Below are 18,270 nucleotides of genomic sequence, written 5' to 3'. Positions count from 1 at the left end.
CCATGCTAGAAGCACTCTCCATCTCCCTCAACAAAGCTGCGGTGCTCGGCTTTGTCCTCTACATCCTGGGGGCTGCGGTACTGTTCGCGCTGTTCCAGTTCATCTACACCCGCATCACCCCGCACAAGGAGTTCGAACTGATCCGTGCGGGCAACACCTCCGCAGCGGTCGCCCTGGGCGGTGCCATCGTCGGTTTCGCCATTCCGGCCAGCAACGTGATTGCCTACTCGATCAACGTTCTCGACTTCATCGTCTGGGCCGTGATCGCCGCCGTCGTCCAGCTGCTGGCGTTCCTCCTGACCAGCCTGGTGCTCAAAGGCACGTCCGAGCGCATCAAGAAGGGCGAACTGGCGGCCGGTATCTACGTGGCCGCGGTGGCCATCAGCGTCGGCATGCTAAATGCCGCGTGCATGACGCCCACCTCGAACTGATTGCCCACGGAGCTCCCGATGAAACGAAGCAAGTACGTCCAGCTGTCGCTGGCAGCGTCGGTCGCCATGGCGATATCCGGCTGCGGCCCAACGGAAAAAACCTACGATCTGCAAAAGAAGTACAACTTCCAGTCGGTACAGCAATGCGCCGATGAAAAGCTTCCGGTGGACGTCTGCTCGGACGCCTACATGACGGCCATGGCCGAGCATCGCCGCATTGCGCCGGTGTATGACAGCCAGGCCGATTGCGACGCCGACTTTGTCGCTGATTGGTGCCAGCAAGACTCCACCGGCAAATTCATCCCGCGCTTGGGCGGTTTCGAACTGACTGCCGAAGGCCAGGTGACCCAATCCCAGGTCGACGCTGCCAATGCGCAAGCGGCCAATGCTCAGGCCAGCAGCGGCGGCTCAGGCTTCTCCACCAGCAGCCTGCTGACCGGCTTGCTGATCGGCAACATGCTGAGCAACAACCGCAACAGCTACCGTTCGGAACCGGTGTACCGCTATCGCGATGATCGCGGCAACTACGGTAATTCGACGCTCAACCAGCGCGTGTCCAATGGCGCGACCTTTGGCCGTTCCAATCAGGCCCGGTACGGCAGCAGCAATTACACCAACACGCTGCGCTCTTCACCTAAGTCGAGCTCGGTTTCATCGGCCACCTCCCGCGGCGGCTTCGGCAGCAAAGCCAGCGCACGCAGCGGCTGGGGCGGCGGGTCGAGCAGCTAAGGAAACCGGCCATGAAGAAGATCCAATGCGCAGAGCGTCATGACTGGAAACACACAGCCGAGAGTCTTGGCTTCCTGTTCCATACCATCGACGACGAACCTTACTGGGACGAAAGCGCGTACTACCAGTTCACGCTCAAACAAATCGAGCGCGACCTCGAAGACCCGACCACCGAGCTCCATGACATGTGCATTGACCTCGTCGCCCGCGTGGTCCACAGCGAAGAACTGCTTGAACGCCTGAGCATCCCCGCGCCGTTCTACGACATGATCCGAACCTCATGGCTCGAAGGCCACCCGCACCTGTACGGGCGCATGGACTTCTCCTACAACGGCAGCGGGCCCGCCAAGTTGCTGGAGCTCAACTACGACACCCCCACCAGCCTCTACGAAGCAGCTGCGTTTCAGTGGGGCTGGCTGGAACAATGCATCGAGCGCGGCCTGCTGCCCAAGCACGCCGACCAGTTCAATAGCATCGACACCAAACTGCACCAGGCCTTCGCCCAACTGCAGGTCAACCAGCCGTTCTACTTCGCCTCGATGAAAGACTCCATCGAAGACAAAGGCACCACCGACTACCTGCGTCTGGTTGCCGAAAAAGTCGGCATCGAATCGCGCCACATCGACGTCGAAGACATCGGCCTGACCAGCGAAGGCCGCTTCGTCGACCTTGAAGATCGCTGGATCCCCCACCTGTTCAAACTGCACGCCTGGGAGTTCATCTTCCACGAGCCCTTTGGTGCCGCGATTGCCAAGAGCGACACGCAGTTCTTCGAACCCGCGTGGAAATCCGTCCTCTCCAACAAAGGCATCCTGCCGCTGCTGTGGGAATTCAACCAAGGCCACCCCAACCTGCTCGCGTCCCACCTGGACACCGACCCAGGCAAGGCCGTGCCAAAAGGCTGGGTGCGCAAGCCGTTCTTCTCCCGGGAAGGCGCCAACATCGAACTACAAACCGCCGACGGCCTGATCGTAAAAGAAGACGGCCCCTACACGGATGCGCCCTTCATCCTTCAGGAGTTCGCACCGCTGCCAAAATTTGGGGACAGCTACACGCTGATCGGCTCTTGGGTAATTGGCGACCAGGCCGCTGGCATAGGTGTGCGAGAGGACAATAGCTTGATCACCAAGGACTCAAGCCGGTTTCTGCCGCACTTGATCCTGGATTAAGGAAGTTGATCGTTCCCATGCTCCGCTTGATCGTTCCCACGCTCCGCGTGGTAATGCATCCAGTGACGCTCCGCGTCACCCACACGCATCTCAATCTACGCCCATAAAAAAGCCTGCCTTTTCAGGCAGGCTCAATACGGAGCATGGCAGTCTTAGCTCTGGCGAGCAGACAGGGCCGAGTAGCTGTTCATCAAATTGCGATAGTTAGGAATCCGCTGGGACAACAAATTCCCCAGCCCTTCGATATCGTTGCGCCAGTCGCGGTGCAACTCACACGCCACCGAGAACCAGTTCATCAACTGTGCACCGGCCTGTGTCATCCGGCTCCACGCCGCCTGCTGCACCGTGGTGTTGAACGTGCCCGACGCATCCGTCACCACAAACACCTCAAACCCTTCCGCCAGCGCCGACAACGTCGGGAACGCCACACACACATCCGTCACCACACCGGCAATGATGATTTGCTTACGCCCCGTGGCCTTGATCGCCTTGACGAAATCCTCGTTGTCCCAGGCATTGATCTGACCAGGGCGAGCGATATACGGCGCGTCCGGGAACATCTCCTTCAACTCCGGCACCAGCGGGCCGTTAGGGCCTTGCTCGAAACTGGTGGTGAGGATGGTCGGCAAGTTGAAGAACTTGGCCAGGTCAGCCAGGGCCAGCACGTTGTTCTTGAACTCGTTGGGGGAGAAGTCCTGCACCAGGGAGATCAGGCCGGTCTGGTGATCGACCAGCAGAACAATGGCGTCGTCTTTGTTCAAGCGGTTGTAGGTTGCAGTGCTCATGGTTGAATCCTTTTTTGTTTAGGTTGGTTGGGCGTTGCGTTCAACATGGGCACAGATTAATGGGTGGGTGACGAGGGATAAATTGGGTGGAAGGAGTCTTACTGTCAACTTAAAAGAGACAGTTGTTGGCGCATAATGTTTGCATCGGATTGCTGCGCAAAGGATCCCCATCGCCTGCATCTTATGGTAGCTGTGCGCAGCACACCCTCGTGTGCGCCGGGTTCCAAGCGACCGGTGGACTAACTGCTTACGGCTGCCACCGTTTGTTTAGTTCCACAAATGACCGCTTCAATTAGCGATTGGAACTTTGCTATGGATAACGTTGTTTTGGATTCGATGTCGTCACGCGACTCATGTCTCACTGACATAGCAATTTTATTGAGTGGCAGTTTTTCAAGCGTTGGTGGTAGTTGCGGAAAATACTCAATTCGGTCAGGCCGGTTCTACTCATTGTCTAAGCGTATTGGGACGATCGAGAGGTCACGATTTTTCGGTTTGCTCTCCCGTTTTGCTTATTCAGACGATTTTCTCGAGCAGATTGTCTCCTAGGTGACACTTTGGGCTTTCTCGCCTTAATAGAATTAGAACTCCCATGTTTCACGCACGTTGTGAAAAGTGCATGCGCGCGTGGTAGGGCCCTTTGTGTATTCGTCAAAGGGCCATTTTACGAATCGGAGTCGGATAACAATGTATAAAAAGGCTGTTTCTCGAGTTTTTGCCCTGAGTGCTTGTGCAATATCGCTTCAAGCATATTCCAACGGCGTCACAGTTAATGAACAGAGTGCAAGTGGGGCGGGCACGGCATTTTCTGGCAGGGCATCGACTGTTCTGGACGCAAGTATTATCTACGGAAATCCCGCAGGATTAGTAAAGCTCAAGCGTTCGGAGGTCAGCGGTGGTTTTGCAGTCATTGATCCGAGCATTGATATAAAAAATGTATCGAGCAGTGCTCGAGGTACTAATAAGGGTGATTCAGCTCCTATTACAACCATTCCGTTTGGGTACGCTTCGTCCCCCTTGAGTGATGACGTCAGTGTTGGGATAGGTGTGTATGCGCCGTTCGGACTGATCAACGACTATGAGTCTTCGTTCCAAGGTCGCTATCACGGATCATATAGTATGGTAAAAGTCATCACTTTCCAGCCAACCATCAGCTTCCGAATCAATGACTTCATTTCTGTCGGAGGAGGTTTAACCATAAATCGTCTTGATGGCAAGTTGAAGAATGACTTGGCCACCGCAGCGCTTAACCCAACTGGAAAAGATACCGAACTCAAGATTAAGGGGGATGATACTGCTATCGGTTATAACCTTGGTGTGATGATCGACATCAGTGAGTCCGCCACGTGGGGCTTAGCCTACCATTCCAAGGTTGATTATAGCCTCAAAGGCCACATCAGCGTTTCGGAGTCCCCCGCTGCTTTTCGCTTGAACGGTCGATACGGCACGAGCATGGATGTCACTCTTCCAGAGTCTGTCGACACCTCACTGACATACCGCTTCGATGAGAAGTTGACTGGTTACCTTGGCACAACTTGGACACGCTGGAGTCGCCTGAAGGATTTGACTGCTGAGAATGAGGGAATCCCTCCGCTCGGCGTCGCTTTAGGATTTGGGACGGTGGGTGAGGAGGTCAACTTTCGTGATATTTGGTCGGTGGCTGTAGGTACTGCCTACCAATTGACACCGCAGTGGGTGCTGCGAACTGGCTTTGCCTACGATCCGTCTCCGACGACGAACGAAGATCGGATCGTTCGCATCCCTGTGGGGGATCGTCGAACAGTGACTGTTGGCGCAGGTTACTCTCCCTTGAGCGAGGTGACATTCGACATTGCATATGCTTACCTTTGGGAAAACGCTGCTCCGGTCAGTCAGTCAAACTCATCCGGTCTCCAGCCCGCATACAGCGCGAAGTACGAAAATAGCGCACATGGACTGACAGCGCAGATGACTTATCGCTTTTGAGCGGGCGATGTTGATATCGCACTTCGGCGCCCTGCCGGGTAATTGCTCCGCTACGGTGGTTGTCAGATTTACTGGCTGTTCCTCATCTTTGCCAGAGCAACCCTGACGATATAAAAGCTTCGTCTTTAAACGACCTCTACAGTGGTTTTCTGGCCGCCGTCTGTACCGACAATGTCATGGTATATCGCCTGTCGCTATACAGGGTATTCTGGATAGCGATGGGTCCGAGGCCGACTATATAACTCTGATAACATGATCTTCGCGCCTCGGTCATACCAAGGTTTCCAGATACTTGGGTCAGTTTAAACCCCCGTTGACCAATTGGATGTAAGTTGTATAAGGCTGCGCGCTGCAATAGGCGTTTACGCGTGATGACCGGACGATTTACCAATTCACATAGAGTGGCCGATTCGGCGTAAGATCAGTCAAAGTTTCAGAGCGTGAAGTTGGCATTACGTTAATGAGTCATGTGGCAGAACTCCAACACCTGATCGGTCATGATTTGTAATTGTTTATCCACCAGTTCGTCATTGCATGCACCGTCCGCCTCGAAAGTTGTCTGCGTCGAATTGATCACAACGCCCATAGGTGTGGGCCAGCCACGCAATGCATGAACGATACTGCGCAATCCCACTAGGGTAGCCGCGCCGGCCTGCCAGCCTGCCGCTAAACCGATGCAGCCCACGGCGCGACGACTTAGGTAGGGATGCGCATCGCCACGCGCCTCCTCCATATAGTCGAGAGCGTTTTTCATCAATCCAGAAAGCGCTCCGTGATAACCGGGCGAGGCCAGAATCACGCCATCGGCTTGCCGTATCTCGTTGAGCAAATCCTGCACCAGTGGGTGGGAAACCGGTGCTGAGCCATACAGGGGTAACTGCAGTTTTTCTCCCCCCAACAGTTTGATGCGAGCTCCACCGTTTTCTGCATGACTGAGGACGTTGAGCAGCACTCGCTCAGTCATTGAACCGGAGCGAGTAGTGCCACCGATAGCCACGATATAAGGTTTTTTCATTTCAGTGTCTCTTCCGTGCAGATGAAGGCCGGCCGGCGAACGGCCTGCCAGTAGTCGTTGACCAAACCGGCGATTAGCTCGCGTGCGGGCTCCGAACGCTTGATCGCATCCACGCCGTGTCCCGCGGACCGTACTTGAGTCCAGCGTCGTTTTGCGCCTTTGGGATCGGCGAAGTCGATCGCCGTGGACTTGCCCGGGTTGTCATCAGTGATATCCGCAAGATCCAAACTCTGCCGCAACCAGTTGGCTGCCACACCGGTGACTTGGTTGCTTAGCACCAGATCCTCGAAGCCAGATTCCACTAGCATTTTCCTGTAGTGCTCATCAGCGAGGCTTTCTTGGCAAGGAATGAAACGCGTACCCATGGATGCTAAATCTGCACCCAATAATTCGGCGGAGCGTACTGAGGCCCCCGTCATCAAGCCTCCGGCCAGTACCAAAATGCCGTCGAAGAACTCACGAACGGCGCCGACCATGGCGAAGCCGTTCATCTGTCCCGTATGCCCGCCAAATCCGGCACTGACTAAAATCAGGCCATCAGCGCCTGCCTTAGCGGCCTCCCTTGCATATTTCAGCGAGTTGACATCCGCTAGTACGCGGCCACCGTATCTCTGTACCCGCTCGATTACCGCCTTGGGACTGCCAAGCGCAGTGATCACGAGTGGTGGCTTGAACTCTTCAACTAACTCGAGATCTTGCGATAGACGATCATTACTGCGGTGTACCACTAGGTTGACCGCCCAAGGCGCATCCTTTTCGGTAAGCGTCTGGCTAATCTGCAATAGCCATTCTCGAAGAATCGCAGGAGTGCGGGCGTTGGGAGTCGGAAAGCTACCAATTACACCGTTTCGGCAACACTCGATCACCATTTGCGGTCCAGAAATGAGGAACATTGGAGCCGCGATTAGCGGCAATGCAAGACGTGAACGCCACTCCGTAGGAATGCTCATTGGAGGTCTCCTCTGTTTCAGAACATAGAGACGTTGGTATCGAGCCCAAGGAATAGCCGCCCGACCACTTCATAGGTGGATTCACTCACCATGAAGTGTTGGGTGACTACGTGGATGTCACGCAGACATTGCTGCAGGGGCGAACTGTCAAAAATCGAAGAGCCACCACCCAGTTGATACATGCTGGTAACGATGTTACGGGCGATCTCTACTGCGTAAGTCGTAGCCAAGCGAATATCGCGGCGCTTTTCAAGGGCAATCACACCTTGCTGCTCGGCCTCATTCCACGCCTGACGAACGGATTCCATCAAGAAAGCCCTCGCTGAGCGCAAGCCAGCCTCGGCCTTTGCTATTGCCTGTTGCGTGCCCGGACGTTGATCCAGGGTTTTGCCGCTGAACTGCGGTGTTCGCACTTTGGCTAGGTCGCACAGGCTGTCCAGCGCATGTCGGGCTATACCCAGCGCCACAGCACCTACGCCAATACCGAGCAGGCCGAATGCGGGAAACCGATAAAGCGTTCGAGGCAGCGGCTCATCATCCGTAAGCGAGGCGCTGTGATGTTCAGCTACGAATACGTCATGCACTTCGAACTCGCCGCTGCCACTTCCACGTAGCCCAAACGTGTCCCAGTTGTTCAGCCAAGTCACTTGGTCTCGACGGAATACCATCATCTGCACACGTGTAAAACCGTCGGGGAGGATTTCTGGTTTGCCCTGCTCGTTGAGGACCATGCAGCCACCGAGGACGATGTCAGCATTTTTGCTTGCCGACCCCCATGCCCAGCGACCACTGATGCGAAAGCCCGGTACGCCGTCGCGCACTTCACGTGTGGCTTTGCCACGCGGGGCGAACACACCCGCCGCCTTTAGCTGAGGATTGGAAAACAGTTCCGACGCGCCCTCATTGGGTAAATAGGCGGCGAGAATACAAGCGGTGCAGTCGATGAATGTGCACCAGGCAGCCGAGGCCTCGTAGCTTGCCAGCCGCTCAATAACTTCGACAAAGGTCTCCACACTCACTTCCAGTCCACCATACTCGCGCGGCGTCAGCATACGGTACAGTCCGGCGCCGGCCAGCGCTTCGGCCAAGTCTTGAGGCAGGAATCGATTGGCTTCGATCTCCTTGCTCCGGGCCGCACAGCGACGCCCAAGATCATCGGCCGAGGCCAAGAGGTCTTCACGCTGGGAATCGGAAGGGGCAACAGTGCTCATTATTGTTCTCCTGTTTTCAAGCGGGTGGCAGACAGCTGCACAGAAAAGTACTCCAAGTGGAGTATTTTTACTTTTATCCGAGTGGATAATTTTGTCAATAGGCGCGTATCTGAAATAATCACCCCTCATGCCGCAGCCGGAAAAATTGGCCGTGGAGAACCGTCTTCCTCCTCAGGTCTTGTCATGACAGAACTGCATTCGAATAAACCGTCGCCGTCCCGCTGCGACGAAAACCTTTCCGCCAAAGGGGAGCAGCGCCGCCTTTCGCTGATTGAAGCAGCCATGCGTCTGATCGTTCGCGATGGGCATCACAGCCTCAGCCTGCGCAGCGTGGCCAAGGAAGCGGGTTGCAGTCATGGCTCGGTTGCTTACTATTTCGGTTCGAAGGGCGCATTGATGTCGGCAGCCATCGACCATGCCTGCGAAAAAATCGCCACCAGTTTCAGCGAAATCGCTCCTGACTTAGAGGCGTGCGCACATGACCCAGCACGGTTCGCTACGCTCATCGCCCAGTACAACACTCGCCTGCTGATCGAGGATCGCAGTATGGGGATCGCTGTATACGAACTGAATCTTGCCGGTGCCCACGACCCGAGCTTGCGTCCAGCCCTATCAAAGTGGGGACGTATACACGCTGACCTTTGCAGAGAGGCGTTTCTGAAGCTCGGCTCGCAGGACCCAGGCGCCGACTTTGCCTTCGTCTTGCATGCCATCGGCGGCTTGGTCATTGCTCAGTTATCCCTTCCACGCAAGGACTTCGAACATCGGATTTTCCTACCCGCCATCGAGCGTTTGGTATTCAGTGTTGCTGGACTCGCGCCGAGAGCTGCTCAAGCTAAATCCTAGTGTGGCGTGTTAATACGTAGAATAATAAAGCATTAAATAATATATAAATTATTGCGTTACTCATGATTGTTGTGGGGACTGACCTACCACGTTGAAGGTGGGGGGGCGCATTTGCCAGTCTGATCGAGTGGGCAGTGTTCGGTATTTAGATCGGTTTTTTTTGCAGTTGTCTTAATATATAAGGCTGAGGTTGTGGAGGGTTGGCTTCTAATCAAGTCTGGCGCGTAGTCTCCTTTTCGTAGGTCAATAACAGTAATCGACGAACGTATCGCCAACCACGGGTTGTCCGAATTTGCGTGACGGCTTGTAGTCGTGATTTGATGTGGTCAGGGCGCAACCTGGTAAGCCGTACCTTGAACATATTCTGGCGGCGGATAGGTCGGTTGGTTAGAGACGATTGATTACATGCGAAAGGGGAGTGATGAAATGACCGGTTTTAATTGGATCGAAGACTTGAGTCCTTCGGCTAGCGAAGCTTTGCGTGAAAAGTCACGCATACGTAGCCTGCCTGGTGGCATTACTCTGTACCGTCAGCGTGATCCAATGACGGAGGTCTTTCAGATTGTTTCTGGCGCGGTTCGGCAATGTATATTAACCGCGGATGGACAAGAAGTTCTGATCTATATCTATAGGCCCGGAGATGTAATCGGTGACAGCGCTGTAGCTAGCAATGAATCGTATTCGATAAACTTTATCACGCGGGGGAAGTCGGTATTAAGAGTATGGGGTGCGCGTGACTTTAATGATCTTAGGGCTCGTTATCATGACATTGAAGCGGCTATAGTTGCGCAGACTAATCGTCGACTCAAAGGTGCGCTTCAGATAATCGAGGAGCTTTTGACGCTGCCGGTCGCCGCCCGCATAGCGTCTCGGTTTGTTTCTTTGGCACAGATGCAAAAGTCAGAAAAAGTTGCTGTCAGCCTGAGTTTGTCCCAATCAGATATAGGCTTGATGGTTGGCAGTGCTCGACCTAATGTTAACCGAGCAATAAGGGAATTGCGCGAGTTGGGTCTAATAGAAACCGATTACGGTAGAATTTTGGTAAAGAATAGGGAAGGGCTTGTCCGCTACATACACGATCATGGTCGTCAAACTAAAAACAATATAGATGATGAATGATACGACATCGCGACGGGTGATGTTGCATGAGAAGGTACAAGAGTGTCATTTGTATGACGTTGTTAGGGAGCGACTCTTTCTATCATAGGGGCCCGGTGTGTGACCCAAGGCGGATCGGGTTCATTACAAAAATCGAAGCGCTTTAAAATTGTTCTCTGATACGCACACGTCCGGTGGGTAGCATTAAAAATGAATAGTAATAATAAGCTTTTTGATGTGTCTGGCAAGGTTGCTGTCGTAACTGGAGGCACTCGAGGGATAGGTTTCATGATTGCCAAAGGGCTGGTGCAGAACGGGGTTAAAACCTATGTGGTATCTCGCAGTTCTGAAGCCTGTGCACAAGCAGAAGCTGATTTGAAACAATATGGTAAGGCGATCGCAATCGCTGCCGACTTGGCAGACCTAGCGCAGCTGGACGTTGTGGTCGAAAAAATTTTGGCGCGTGAGCCAGAAATCGACATTTTGGTAAATAATGCTGGCGTCACTTGGGGGGCGAGTTTTGATGCGTTTCCTGAAGCTGGGTGGGATAAGGTGATTGATCTCAATGTGAAATCTGTCTTCTTCTTAACTCAGCGCTTGGTGAACGCGTTAAAGGCAGCCGGCAGCCTCGCGGATCCATCTCGAGTGATTAACATCGGTTCTGTCGACGGGATTAGTGTTCCTGAGTTTGAAAATTATTCATATTCCACAAGTAAGGCAGCGGTGCACCATTTGACCCGCCATTTAGCGTGCGATCTCGCGTATGCAAACATTAACGTTAATGCTATAGCGGTAGGCCCTTTCAAAACTAAAATGACAGAGTTTATGCTTGGTAAGCATGGCGATGCTATAATAAAGTCAATGCCGCGCGGACGTCTTGGTATTGAATCAGATATCGTTGGAACCGTTATTTTTCTAACGTCCGCGGCATCGTCGTTTATGACTGGAGCAGTGATTCCGCTTGATTCCGCTTGATGGCGGTTGTTCAATCAGTCGATAAGAATGCACCCGCTGATAGACTTTAAAAAGATCGAAATATTCTCTATTAGAGTAATTGAGGTGACCGGGTAGTTGTGAAAAATCAGTTTTTTCCGCGGTCCACTCGCTGGTAAAAATCAAAGAATATTTAATATTGGTGTTGCAATGTTCTGGAGGCGATAGTGGCCGCTGTGCTTGCGATGCTCTGTTTTGCAGCTTGAGCGCGCGTGAATATTTTCAGGGCGTTGCGGGGTTGTGAGCTAGAACTTTTTCCCAATGGGTTTAGGGAGGCGGAAGCCACGACCTTCTGGAATACTTCCCATTTTTTATTGCGGTAAAATTATTGTCTGCAGTGTACTTCGATTTGGGGGGCTATTGTTAATGCAATTGAGTTATGGTCTGTGTGTCATCTAATATTAAATGTGATTTCTGTGTTCGATATGCTATTAATTACCTGCCAGGTGTTTGCTGTTTCTCTGTGGTTGCAATAATTAAATATCAAGCGCGTTTTTTCTTGGTGGTGATTGCGGGTGTTGTAAAACTCGGCTAGCTGAGTTTTCCCTAAAGCCATATTTACGGATGGGTTAATTAAAGAACACCATGGGAAAGAGAAATGTCCGAAAGCCCCGAAATATCTTAGCTATCAGGAAGATTCTCGGATGGGGCAGGATTATTTCGGACATTAAAAAGCCGGCTTGTGGCCGGCTTCTCGGGGGACTGCCTCAGCTTGTTTTTGACAAACCTCACCAGCCTTCAAATCGCTCAGCCCACATTGCGTCAGGCTGAATAGTAGGGGCATCCGCGGGAACTCCTCCGCTTCGCCGGCAGGGAATCAGCTAAAAGCGACCCCTGCCAAATGTGCGGCGCATGATACCCACATTCACTTCAGTTGCCCACCTCCGGTTCCGATTTAGAGCCTTCCCAGCCCAGCAGGTGTTCATCCAGCGGCACCGGTGGGCGGCGGTTGTTGAGGGTGGACCACCAGAATACCCAGCCGACGATCTTGAAGCTTTGCTCGAAGCGTTCCTCGTGGTTCAGATATTCGTCCGGGTGTTCGCTGGCGTTGTGGCTGCGCATGCGCAGGCCGCCGCCAGGGCGGTTGTAGAGGTATTTGATGCGCAGCATGCCGTCGTGTTCGACGGCGTAGATTTCGCCGTCGATGATTTGGGTGCGGCCTCGGTCGATGGCGAGGGTGGCGCCTTGTTGGATGATGTCGATCATGCTGTTGTCGACCATGTAGGCGCCTATCGCGCGGTCGGGGTTGACGTTGAGGGTTTCCAGATTGTGCAAGGAGACGCGGATGCGTTCGGTTGAGGTGAAGGTGGGGTGGAGAGGGATCTCCACGTCGGTTTTTTCCGGGCGGCAGGCGGGGCCTGTGAGGTATTTGCCTGTGTCTTCGCGGGTGGTTGCAATCCTTGCGATGGGGCCTTCCAACAGGTAGTTGGCAGGCGGGTGCTTGGGGCCTTTACCGTCGCTTAACCAGCGACTTGAGACGCACAGCAATTCTGCGATCTCGTTGAGTCGGCCCATGGGGACGCCGCGTTTGAACCAGTTGTTCACGTGCTGAGGCGTGACGCCGCGGTTCTTGGCGAAGTCGGAGGCGGAAAGATGAACTTCCCGTAGTAGTGCTTTTAAACGATCACCTGATGTATTCATAAACGCAGAGTTTACTGGCCGGAAAGTCCCATCAAATAAACCATGCGTTGATTTGCAGTTGTAGGATCTGGCTTAGTTATGGCTTGATCTTTCATATGTGCAACTTGGTTAAACGCTGCAACTAAACATTGAACTTGATGTTTAGTCTGGCCCATAAAAAAGCCCCGAATTAACGGGGCTTTTTATTTGCCGTGGCACTGAGGTGCGGGTATCAGCCTTTGTAGGCAGCAACCGACTTCATGATCTCGGCGCGGGCGGCGTCTGCGTTGCCCCAACCGTCGATCTTCACCCATTTGCCTTTTTCGAGGTCTTTGTAGTTCTCGAAGAAGTGCTTGATCTGTTCCAGCAGCAGTGGCGGCAGGTCGGTGTATTCCTTCACGTCCACGTACAGCTGGGACAGCTTGTCGTGTGGCACTGCGATGACTTTGGCATCGCCGCCGCCGTCGTCGGTCATGTTCAGGATGCCGACTGGGCGGGCGCGGATAACCGAGCCTGGGGTGACCGGGTAAGGGGTCACGACCAGCACGTCGAGGGGGTCACCGTCGTCAGCCAGGGTGTTGGGGATGAAACCGTAGTTGGCCGGGTAGAACATCGGGGTGGCCATGAAACGGTCAACGAACAGGCAGTCGCTGTCTTTGTCGATTTCGTATTTGATCGGCGCGTGGTTGGCCGGAATTTCGATGGCGACGTAGATGTCGTTCGGCAGGTCTTTGCCAGCCGGAATCTTGCTGTAGCTCATTGGGCGTTGCCCCCGTTAGTTGGCCATATGACATGGCCGGATTGGCCTAAAAGTGGCGGCGATTATAGGCATATTCTGACGCCGATGCCATGCGCCAAGCGTCGTACGGTCATTCGCCCTGTGGCGAGTAGCGCGGGTCGCTGGCTTGCAGTTGAGTCAGGCGGGCCAGCGGATCTTGGCGATAAAAGCGGCTGAGTTGGGCGTACACCTGTGGATAACTGTTGACCAGTAAATCCGGGGCGCTGAAGAAATACTCGCTGGTGACGGCAAAGAACTCCGCCGGGTTTTCCGCAGCGTAAGGGTCTATCTCGGTCTCGGCGTCCGGGTTGGCGTCCAACTGGCGGTTGAGGTCATCGAAGGCGCCTTGCATGACGCTGGCCCAGTCCTGCACGCGCATGTCATGGTGCAGCGGCGGCAGGCCGTTGGCGTCGCCGTTGAGCATGTCCAGCTTGTGCGCCAGCTCGTGGATGACCAGGTTGTAGCCTTCCCATTGGCCGCTGGCGAGCACACCAGGCCAGGCGAGAATCACCGGGCCTTGTTGCCAGGCTTCGCCGCTGTGTTCGCCGTCCCATTCGTGCTCCACGCCACTGGCATCGCGATGGCGTTGCGGGCTGAGGAAGTCGTCGGGGTACAGCACGATCTCATGGAAACCCTGGTACCAGTCGAGGTCGCCCAGGTTCATCAGCGGCAATTGCGCCTGGGCGGCGAGCAACAGGCGTTGTTCCTGATGCAGTTCGACGCCGGGCAGGGCGGTGAGGTGTTTTTCGCTGAGGAACACCACGCAGGCTTCGCGCAGCCACTGGTCTTGCTCCGGCGTGATGCCGTCGAGGAAGGTCAGGTGGTGGCGCACCCGTTGCCAGGTGTCATCGGCAATCGGGTGCTTGGCCAGCAGGCGCCGGCGACGCCAGGCGCTGAGGGACCACACGGGCGGTCAGTGCGGGTTGGCTTCGGAGGACGTGCGGCCAAAGCGGCTGCGCACTACGCCAATAATCATCGGCACCAGTGACAGCAGGATGATGAACACCACAAGCAGCGACAGGTTCTTCTTGATAAAAGGCACGTTGCCGAAGAAGTAACCCAAGGTCACCAAGCCACCGACCCACAGGATGGTGCCCAGTACGCTGAAGCCGAAGAAGCGCGGATACGGCATCTTGGCCACGCCCGCGACGAACGGCGCGAAGGTACGCAGGATCGGCAGGAAGCGCGCCAGGGTCACGGTCTTGCCGCCGTGCTTGTCGTAGAAGTCGTGGGTTTTTTGCAGGTAGTCGCGGCGGAAGATCTTGGAGTTCGGGTTGCTGAACAAGCGCTCGCCCGCCGTTCGTCCGATCACGTAGTTGGTGCTATCGCCGAGGATGGCCGCCAGCATCAGCAGGCCGGCCAGCAGGACTGGGTCCATACCGCCGCCAGCCGCTACAGCACCGGCGATGAACAGCAAGGAGTCGCCCGGCAGGAAAGGCATGACCACCAGGCCGGTTTCGCAAAAAATCACCAGGAACAGAATGGCGTAGATCCACGGACCGTAATTGGTTACCAGCATGTCGAGGTAGACGTCGAGATGCAGGATAAGGTCGAGCGGGTTGAAATCCATGGATGGCACCTGTGTGAATAGCCCGACTCAGCGGGCTTGTGCGGAAGCTCAGGCAATAAGGCTACAAGTAATTGTCGCGGTTCTTACAACCCTGAAAGGTCGGCATTATACGGATTGAGAGGTGAAAAGCGTGTGGCTTTTGTAGCGGGGAGTGTCGCGAAATTGTGAAGGGGTTGGGCTTCAAGCCAGTCGCCGGATCCAATGTGGGAGCTGGCTTGCCCGCGATAGCGGTGGGTCAGTATGAGAAATGCTCGCTGACACTCCGCCATCGCAGGCAAGCCAGCTCCCACAAGGATAGTGCGGTGTCTGGCTGACTGGTTTTCAGTCTTCGTTGATCGGCAACACGTAGTTTTTGAATTCGGTGTCTTCGCGAAACCCAATCGATTCATAGGTCTTCTGCGCCACGTCGTTATCGCTGCTGGTCGATACCCGCAACCGTACAGCGTGGGTGTCCTTGGCCATTTTCTTGGCCGTGCGCATCAGGTTGTCAGCCACCAGTTGCCGGCGTGCGTCCTCGGCCACATAGATGTCGTTGAGGATCCACACCCGCTTGAGCGACAGCGAAGAAAAACTCGGATACAGCTGGCAAAACCCCAGCAGCCGCTTGTCGTCATCGTCGGCCAGGGCCAGGTAGATCACCGACTCCTTGCGCCGCAGGCGCTTTTCCAGGAAGGCCCGTGACGAGTCCGGGAACGGCAAGGCCCCGTAGAACTCGCGGTATTTGACGAACAACGGGGTCAACAGGTCCAGGTGTTCCAGGGTCGCTTGAGTAATCCGCATGCCAGGCCTCAACTTCCAAATGGGGTATGACCACACGAGCGGCCGTGACTCGATGCTGCCTAATGACGCCAAAAAGCGCAATCGTGCCGCTATCGGTCATCCGCCGGGCTGAGCAGGAAATTGCCCTTCATCAGGTCCGGGTCGTCGGATTCGAGGGTCTGAACCTGTGCCTCATCCTTGAGATTGACCCCCGACAACTGCCGGCGACACGCCTCTCGCATCAAGTACAGCAGGCGATGGGCCGCCATGCCATAACTCAAGCCCTCCAGCCGCACATTGGAGATGCAGTTGCGATAGGCATCGGTGAGGCCGACCTTGGGGTTGTAGGTGAAATACAGGCCCAGGCTGTCCGGCGAGCTGAGCCCCGGTCGTTCGCCGATCAGGATCACCACCATCTTGGCGCCCAGTAGCTGCCCGATTTCATCGGCCACCGCCACGCGGCCTTGCTCCACCAGAATCACCGGTGACAAGGACCAGCCTTCGGCGTGGGTCTGTTCTTCCAGGCGCGCCAGAAACGGCGCTGTATGTTTATGCACGGCCAGTGCCGACAGGCCATCGGCCACCACGATGGCCAAGTCCACGCCACCGGGTTGGGCCAGGGCGTAGTCGCGCAGCGTTTGCGCCGACTCATCGCTCAGGCGTCGCCCAAGGTCCGGGCGTTGCAGGTAGATGTGCCGGTCCGTGGCGGCGCTGTGCAACAACAGGCTGTCTCGGCCACGTTCGGCCAGTTGGTGGCTGAGCCCGGCGTGATCGAAGGGCAGGTGCACCGCGTCCCGCGCCTGGGCGTGGGCAAACTGGAAGTCCAGTTGGGCGCTGGTGGGAAGGCTGGTGCCGGTGCGGCCCAGGGCAATACGCGCCGGGGTCAGGCGGCGCAGTTCCAGCCACGGGTTGTCAGGCAATTCTGGTTGCACAGTCGGCTCCTTCATCCCAATTGCGCCAAGGCGTGACGAAAGGCCGGTGGCAGGCTGTTGCCAAAGTGCACCTTGCCATCGGCCTGCGTGAAGATGCCCATTTTCGCCAGCCACTGCTCGAACTCCGGCGCCGGTTTTAAACCCAATGTTTGCCGCGCGTACAGAGCGTCGTGGAACGAGGTGGTCTGGTAGTTGAGCATGATGTCGTCGGAGCCGGGGATGCCCATGATGAAGTTGATGCCGGCCACACCGAGCAGGGTCAGCAGGGTGTCCATGTCGTCCTGGTCGGCTTCGGCGTGGTTGGTGTAGCAGATATCGCAACCCATGGGCACGCCGAGCAGTTTGCCGCAGAAGTGGTCTTCCAGGCCGGCGCGGATAATCTGCTTGCCGTTGTACAGGTACTCCGGGCCGATAAAACCGACCACGGTGTTCACCAGAAACGGCTTGAAGTGCCGCGCCACGGCGTAGGCACGGGTTTCACAGGTTTGCTGGTCGACGCCAAAGTGCGCATTGGCCGACAAGGCGCTGCCCTGGCCGGTTTCGAAGTACATCAGGTTCTGGCCCAGGGTGCCGCGCTTGAGGCTCAAGCCGGCGTCGTAACCTTCCTGCAGCACGTTCAGGTTGATCCCGAAACTGGCATTGGCCGCTTCGGTACCGGCAATTGACTGAAACACCAGGTCCAGCGGTACGCCGCGGTTGATCGCTTCGATGGAGGTGGTGACGTGGGTGAGCACGCAGGCCTGGGTGGGGATTTCGTAGCGCTGGATGATCGCGTCCAGCATCTCGAGCATGGCGCAGATCGAGGCGATGCTGTCGGTGGCCGGGTTGATGCCGATCATGGCGTCGCCGTTGCCGTACAGCAGGCCGTCGAGAATGCTCGCGGCGATGCCGGCCGGTTCGTCGGTGGGGTGGTTGGGCTGCAAGCGCGTGGACAAGCGCCCGCGCAGGCCCAGGGTGCCGCGAAACTGGGTGACCACGCGGATCTTCTGCGCCACCAGCACTAGGTCTTGCACGCGCATGATCTTGGACACGGCCGCGGCCATTTCCGGTGTCAGCCCTGGCGCCAATGCGCGTAGGGTATGTTCATCAGCCGCATCGCTGAGCAGCCAGTCGCGCAGGCCGCCGACGGTGAGGTGGCTGACCGCTGCAAACGCCTGTTTATCGTGGGTGTCGATGATCAGCCGGGTGACTTCATCGCTTTCATAAGGAATTAGTGCTTCTTGCAGGAAGTGCTTGAGCGGGATATTCGCCAGCGCCATCTGCGCCGCCACACGCTCACCGTCATTCTGGGCGGCGACACCGGCGAGGAAGTCCCCGGAGCGTGCGGGGCTGGCCTTGGCCATCACGTCCTTGAGGCTGTCGAAGCGGTAGGTTTGAGCACCCACCGCGTGGGAAAAACTTGCCATACAGTGTCTCCTT

Annotated in this window: 18 protein-coding genes; 7 read left to right on the top strand and 11 right to left on the bottom strand. The window is 55.7% G+C overall.

What is annotated here, in order from left to right; genetic code table 11:
* Window positions 1-2: 2 nt before the first annotated feature.
* The 3 genes from ACP7CZ_RS22890 to ACP7CZ_RS22880 are packed head-to-tail and all read left to right on the top strand — an operon-like array spanning window position 3 to window position 2,329.
* The gene (locus ACP7CZ_RS22890; protein WP_003194539.1) at window positions 3-431 is read left to right on the top strand and encodes a DUF350 domain-containing protein; all 429 of its coding nucleotides are present in this window, start codon (window positions 3-5) and stop codon (window positions 429-431) included.
* An 18-nt stretch (window positions 432-449) separates the two neighbouring features.
* Entirely contained in the window at window positions 450-1,160 is a 711-nt protein-coding gene (locus tag ACP7CZ_RS22885; RefSeq protein WP_181125279.1) for a DUF1190 domain-containing protein, read from the top strand.
* Between the two features lie 11 nt (window positions 1,161-1,171).
* The gene (locus ACP7CZ_RS22880; protein ID WP_294167350.1) at window positions 1,172-2,329 is read left to right on the top strand and encodes a glutathionylspermidine synthase family protein; all 1,158 of its coding nucleotides are present in this window, start codon (window positions 1,172-1,174) and stop codon (window positions 2,327-2,329) included.
* 152 nt (window positions 2,330-2,481) lie between these two features.
* Here ACP7CZ_RS22880 and ycaC read toward each other — a convergent pair whose 3' ends face one another.
* On the bottom strand, window positions 2,482-3,114 hold the full coding sequence (gene ycaC / locus ACP7CZ_RS22875) for an isochorismate family cysteine hydrolase YcaC (RefSeq protein ID WP_014720109.1): 633 nt from the start codon (window positions 3,112-3,114) through the stop codon (window positions 2,482-2,484).
* A 687-nt stretch (window positions 3,115-3,801) separates the two neighbouring features.
* Between ycaC and ACP7CZ_RS22870 the strand changes: the two genes are divergently transcribed.
* Window positions 3,802-5,079, top strand: a complete 1,278-nt coding sequence (locus tag ACP7CZ_RS22870) for an outer membrane protein transport protein (protein WP_198862895.1) — start codon at window positions 3,802-3,804, stop codon at window positions 5,077-5,079.
* Between the two features lie 457 nt (window positions 5,080-5,536).
* Here ACP7CZ_RS22870 and ACP7CZ_RS22865 read toward each other — a convergent pair whose 3' ends face one another.
* The 3 genes from ACP7CZ_RS22865 to ACP7CZ_RS22855 are packed head-to-tail and all read right to left on the bottom strand — an operon-like array spanning window position 5,537 to window position 8,255.
* On the bottom strand, window positions 5,537-6,094 hold the full coding sequence (locus tag ACP7CZ_RS22865; protein WP_198791694.1) for an NADPH-dependent FMN reductase: 558 nt from the start codon (window positions 6,092-6,094) through the stop codon (window positions 5,537-5,539).
* Complete coding sequence (locus ACP7CZ_RS22860; RefSeq protein ID WP_294167358.1) at window positions 6,091-7,044, bottom strand: NAD(P)H-dependent flavin oxidoreductase; 954 nt, start codon at window positions 7,042-7,044, stop codon at window positions 6,091-6,093. The genes ACP7CZ_RS22865 and ACP7CZ_RS22860 overlap by 4 nt, the downstream gene beginning before the upstream one ends.
* 17 nt (window positions 7,045-7,061) lie before the next feature.
* Window positions 7,062-8,255 (bottom strand): acyl-CoA dehydrogenase family protein, encoded by a 1,194-nt coding sequence (locus ACP7CZ_RS22855; protein WP_197880350.1) that lies wholly within the window; start codon window positions 8,253-8,255, stop codon window positions 7,062-7,064.
* 183 nt (window positions 8,256-8,438) lie between these two features.
* Here ACP7CZ_RS22855 and ACP7CZ_RS22850 point away from each other — a divergent pair, with 183 nt between their 5' ends.
* From ACP7CZ_RS22850 to ACP7CZ_RS22840, 3 genes are all read left to right on the top strand, one after another.
* The gene (locus ACP7CZ_RS22850) at window positions 8,439-9,101 is read left to right on the top strand and encodes a TetR/AcrR family transcriptional regulator (RefSeq protein WP_197880351.1); all 663 of its coding nucleotides are present in this window, start codon (window positions 8,439-8,441) and stop codon (window positions 9,099-9,101) included.
* Window positions 9,102-9,527: 426 nt separating this feature from the next.
* On the top strand, window positions 9,528-10,220 hold the full coding sequence (locus ACP7CZ_RS22845) for a Crp/Fnr family transcriptional regulator (RefSeq protein WP_294167364.1): 693 nt from the start codon (window positions 9,528-9,530) through the stop codon (window positions 10,218-10,220).
* A gap of 189 nt (window positions 10,221-10,409) precedes the next feature.
* Window positions 10,410-11,174 carry an SDR family NAD(P)-dependent oxidoreductase gene (locus ACP7CZ_RS22840; protein ID WP_294167367.1) on the top strand — a complete coding sequence of 255 codons (765 nt, stop codon included), beginning with the start codon at window positions 10,410-10,412 and terminating at the stop codon, window positions 11,172-11,174.
* An 888-nt stretch (window positions 11,175-12,062) separates the two neighbouring features.
* On the opposite strand, the gene ACP7CZ_RS22835 is transcribed toward ACP7CZ_RS22840, so the two are convergent.
* The 7 genes from ACP7CZ_RS22835 to ACP7CZ_RS22805 form a co-directional block, all read right to left on the bottom strand.
* On the bottom strand, window positions 12,063-12,833 hold the full coding sequence (locus ACP7CZ_RS22835; RefSeq protein ID WP_034126892.1) for a LexA family transcriptional regulator: 771 nt from the start codon (window positions 12,831-12,833) through the stop codon (window positions 12,063-12,065).
* Between the two features lie 211 nt (window positions 12,834-13,044).
* Entirely contained in the window at window positions 13,045-13,572 is a 528-nt protein-coding gene (ppa, locus tag ACP7CZ_RS22830) for an inorganic diphosphatase (protein ID WP_003176323.1), read from the bottom strand.
* A gap of 109 nt (window positions 13,573-13,681) precedes the next feature.
* The gene (locus ACP7CZ_RS22825) at window positions 13,682-14,497 is read right to left on the bottom strand and encodes a zinc-dependent peptidase (RefSeq protein WP_057975558.1); all 816 of its coding nucleotides are present in this window, start codon (window positions 14,495-14,497) and stop codon (window positions 13,682-13,684) included.
* Between the two features lie 6 nt (window positions 14,498-14,503).
* Window positions 14,504-15,160 (bottom strand): DedA family protein, encoded by a 657-nt coding sequence (locus tag ACP7CZ_RS22820; protein WP_003194521.1) that lies wholly within the window; start codon window positions 15,158-15,160, stop codon window positions 14,504-14,506.
* Between the two features lie 321 nt (window positions 15,161-15,481).
* On the bottom strand, window positions 15,482-15,940 hold the full coding sequence (locus tag ACP7CZ_RS22815; protein WP_014720105.1) for a GNAT family N-acetyltransferase: 459 nt from the start codon (window positions 15,938-15,940) through the stop codon (window positions 15,482-15,484).
* A gap of 89 nt (window positions 15,941-16,029) precedes the next feature.
* Window positions 16,030-16,866 (bottom strand): ethanolamine ammonia-lyase subunit EutC, encoded by an 837-nt coding sequence (eutC, locus tag ACP7CZ_RS22810; RefSeq protein ID WP_034126894.1) that lies wholly within the window; start codon window positions 16,864-16,866, stop codon window positions 16,030-16,032.
* Entirely contained in the window at window positions 16,863-18,257 is a 1,395-nt protein-coding gene (locus tag ACP7CZ_RS22805; RefSeq protein ID WP_054896914.1) for an ethanolamine ammonia-lyase subunit EutB, read from the bottom strand. Before ACP7CZ_RS22805 ends, eutC begins: the two co-directional genes overlap by 4 nt.
* Window positions 18,258-18,270: the final 13 nt, after the last annotated feature.

Origin of the sequence: Pseudomonas sp. DWP2-2, from assembly GCF_049897065.1 — a bacterium.
Lineage (GTDB): Bacteria > Pseudomonadota > Gammaproteobacteria > Pseudomonadales > Pseudomonadaceae > Aquipseudomonas > Aquipseudomonas paracarnis.
The sequence above is the reverse complement of the archived record's forward strand: the minus strand, read 5'-3'. Positions and strand labels throughout refer to the sequence as shown.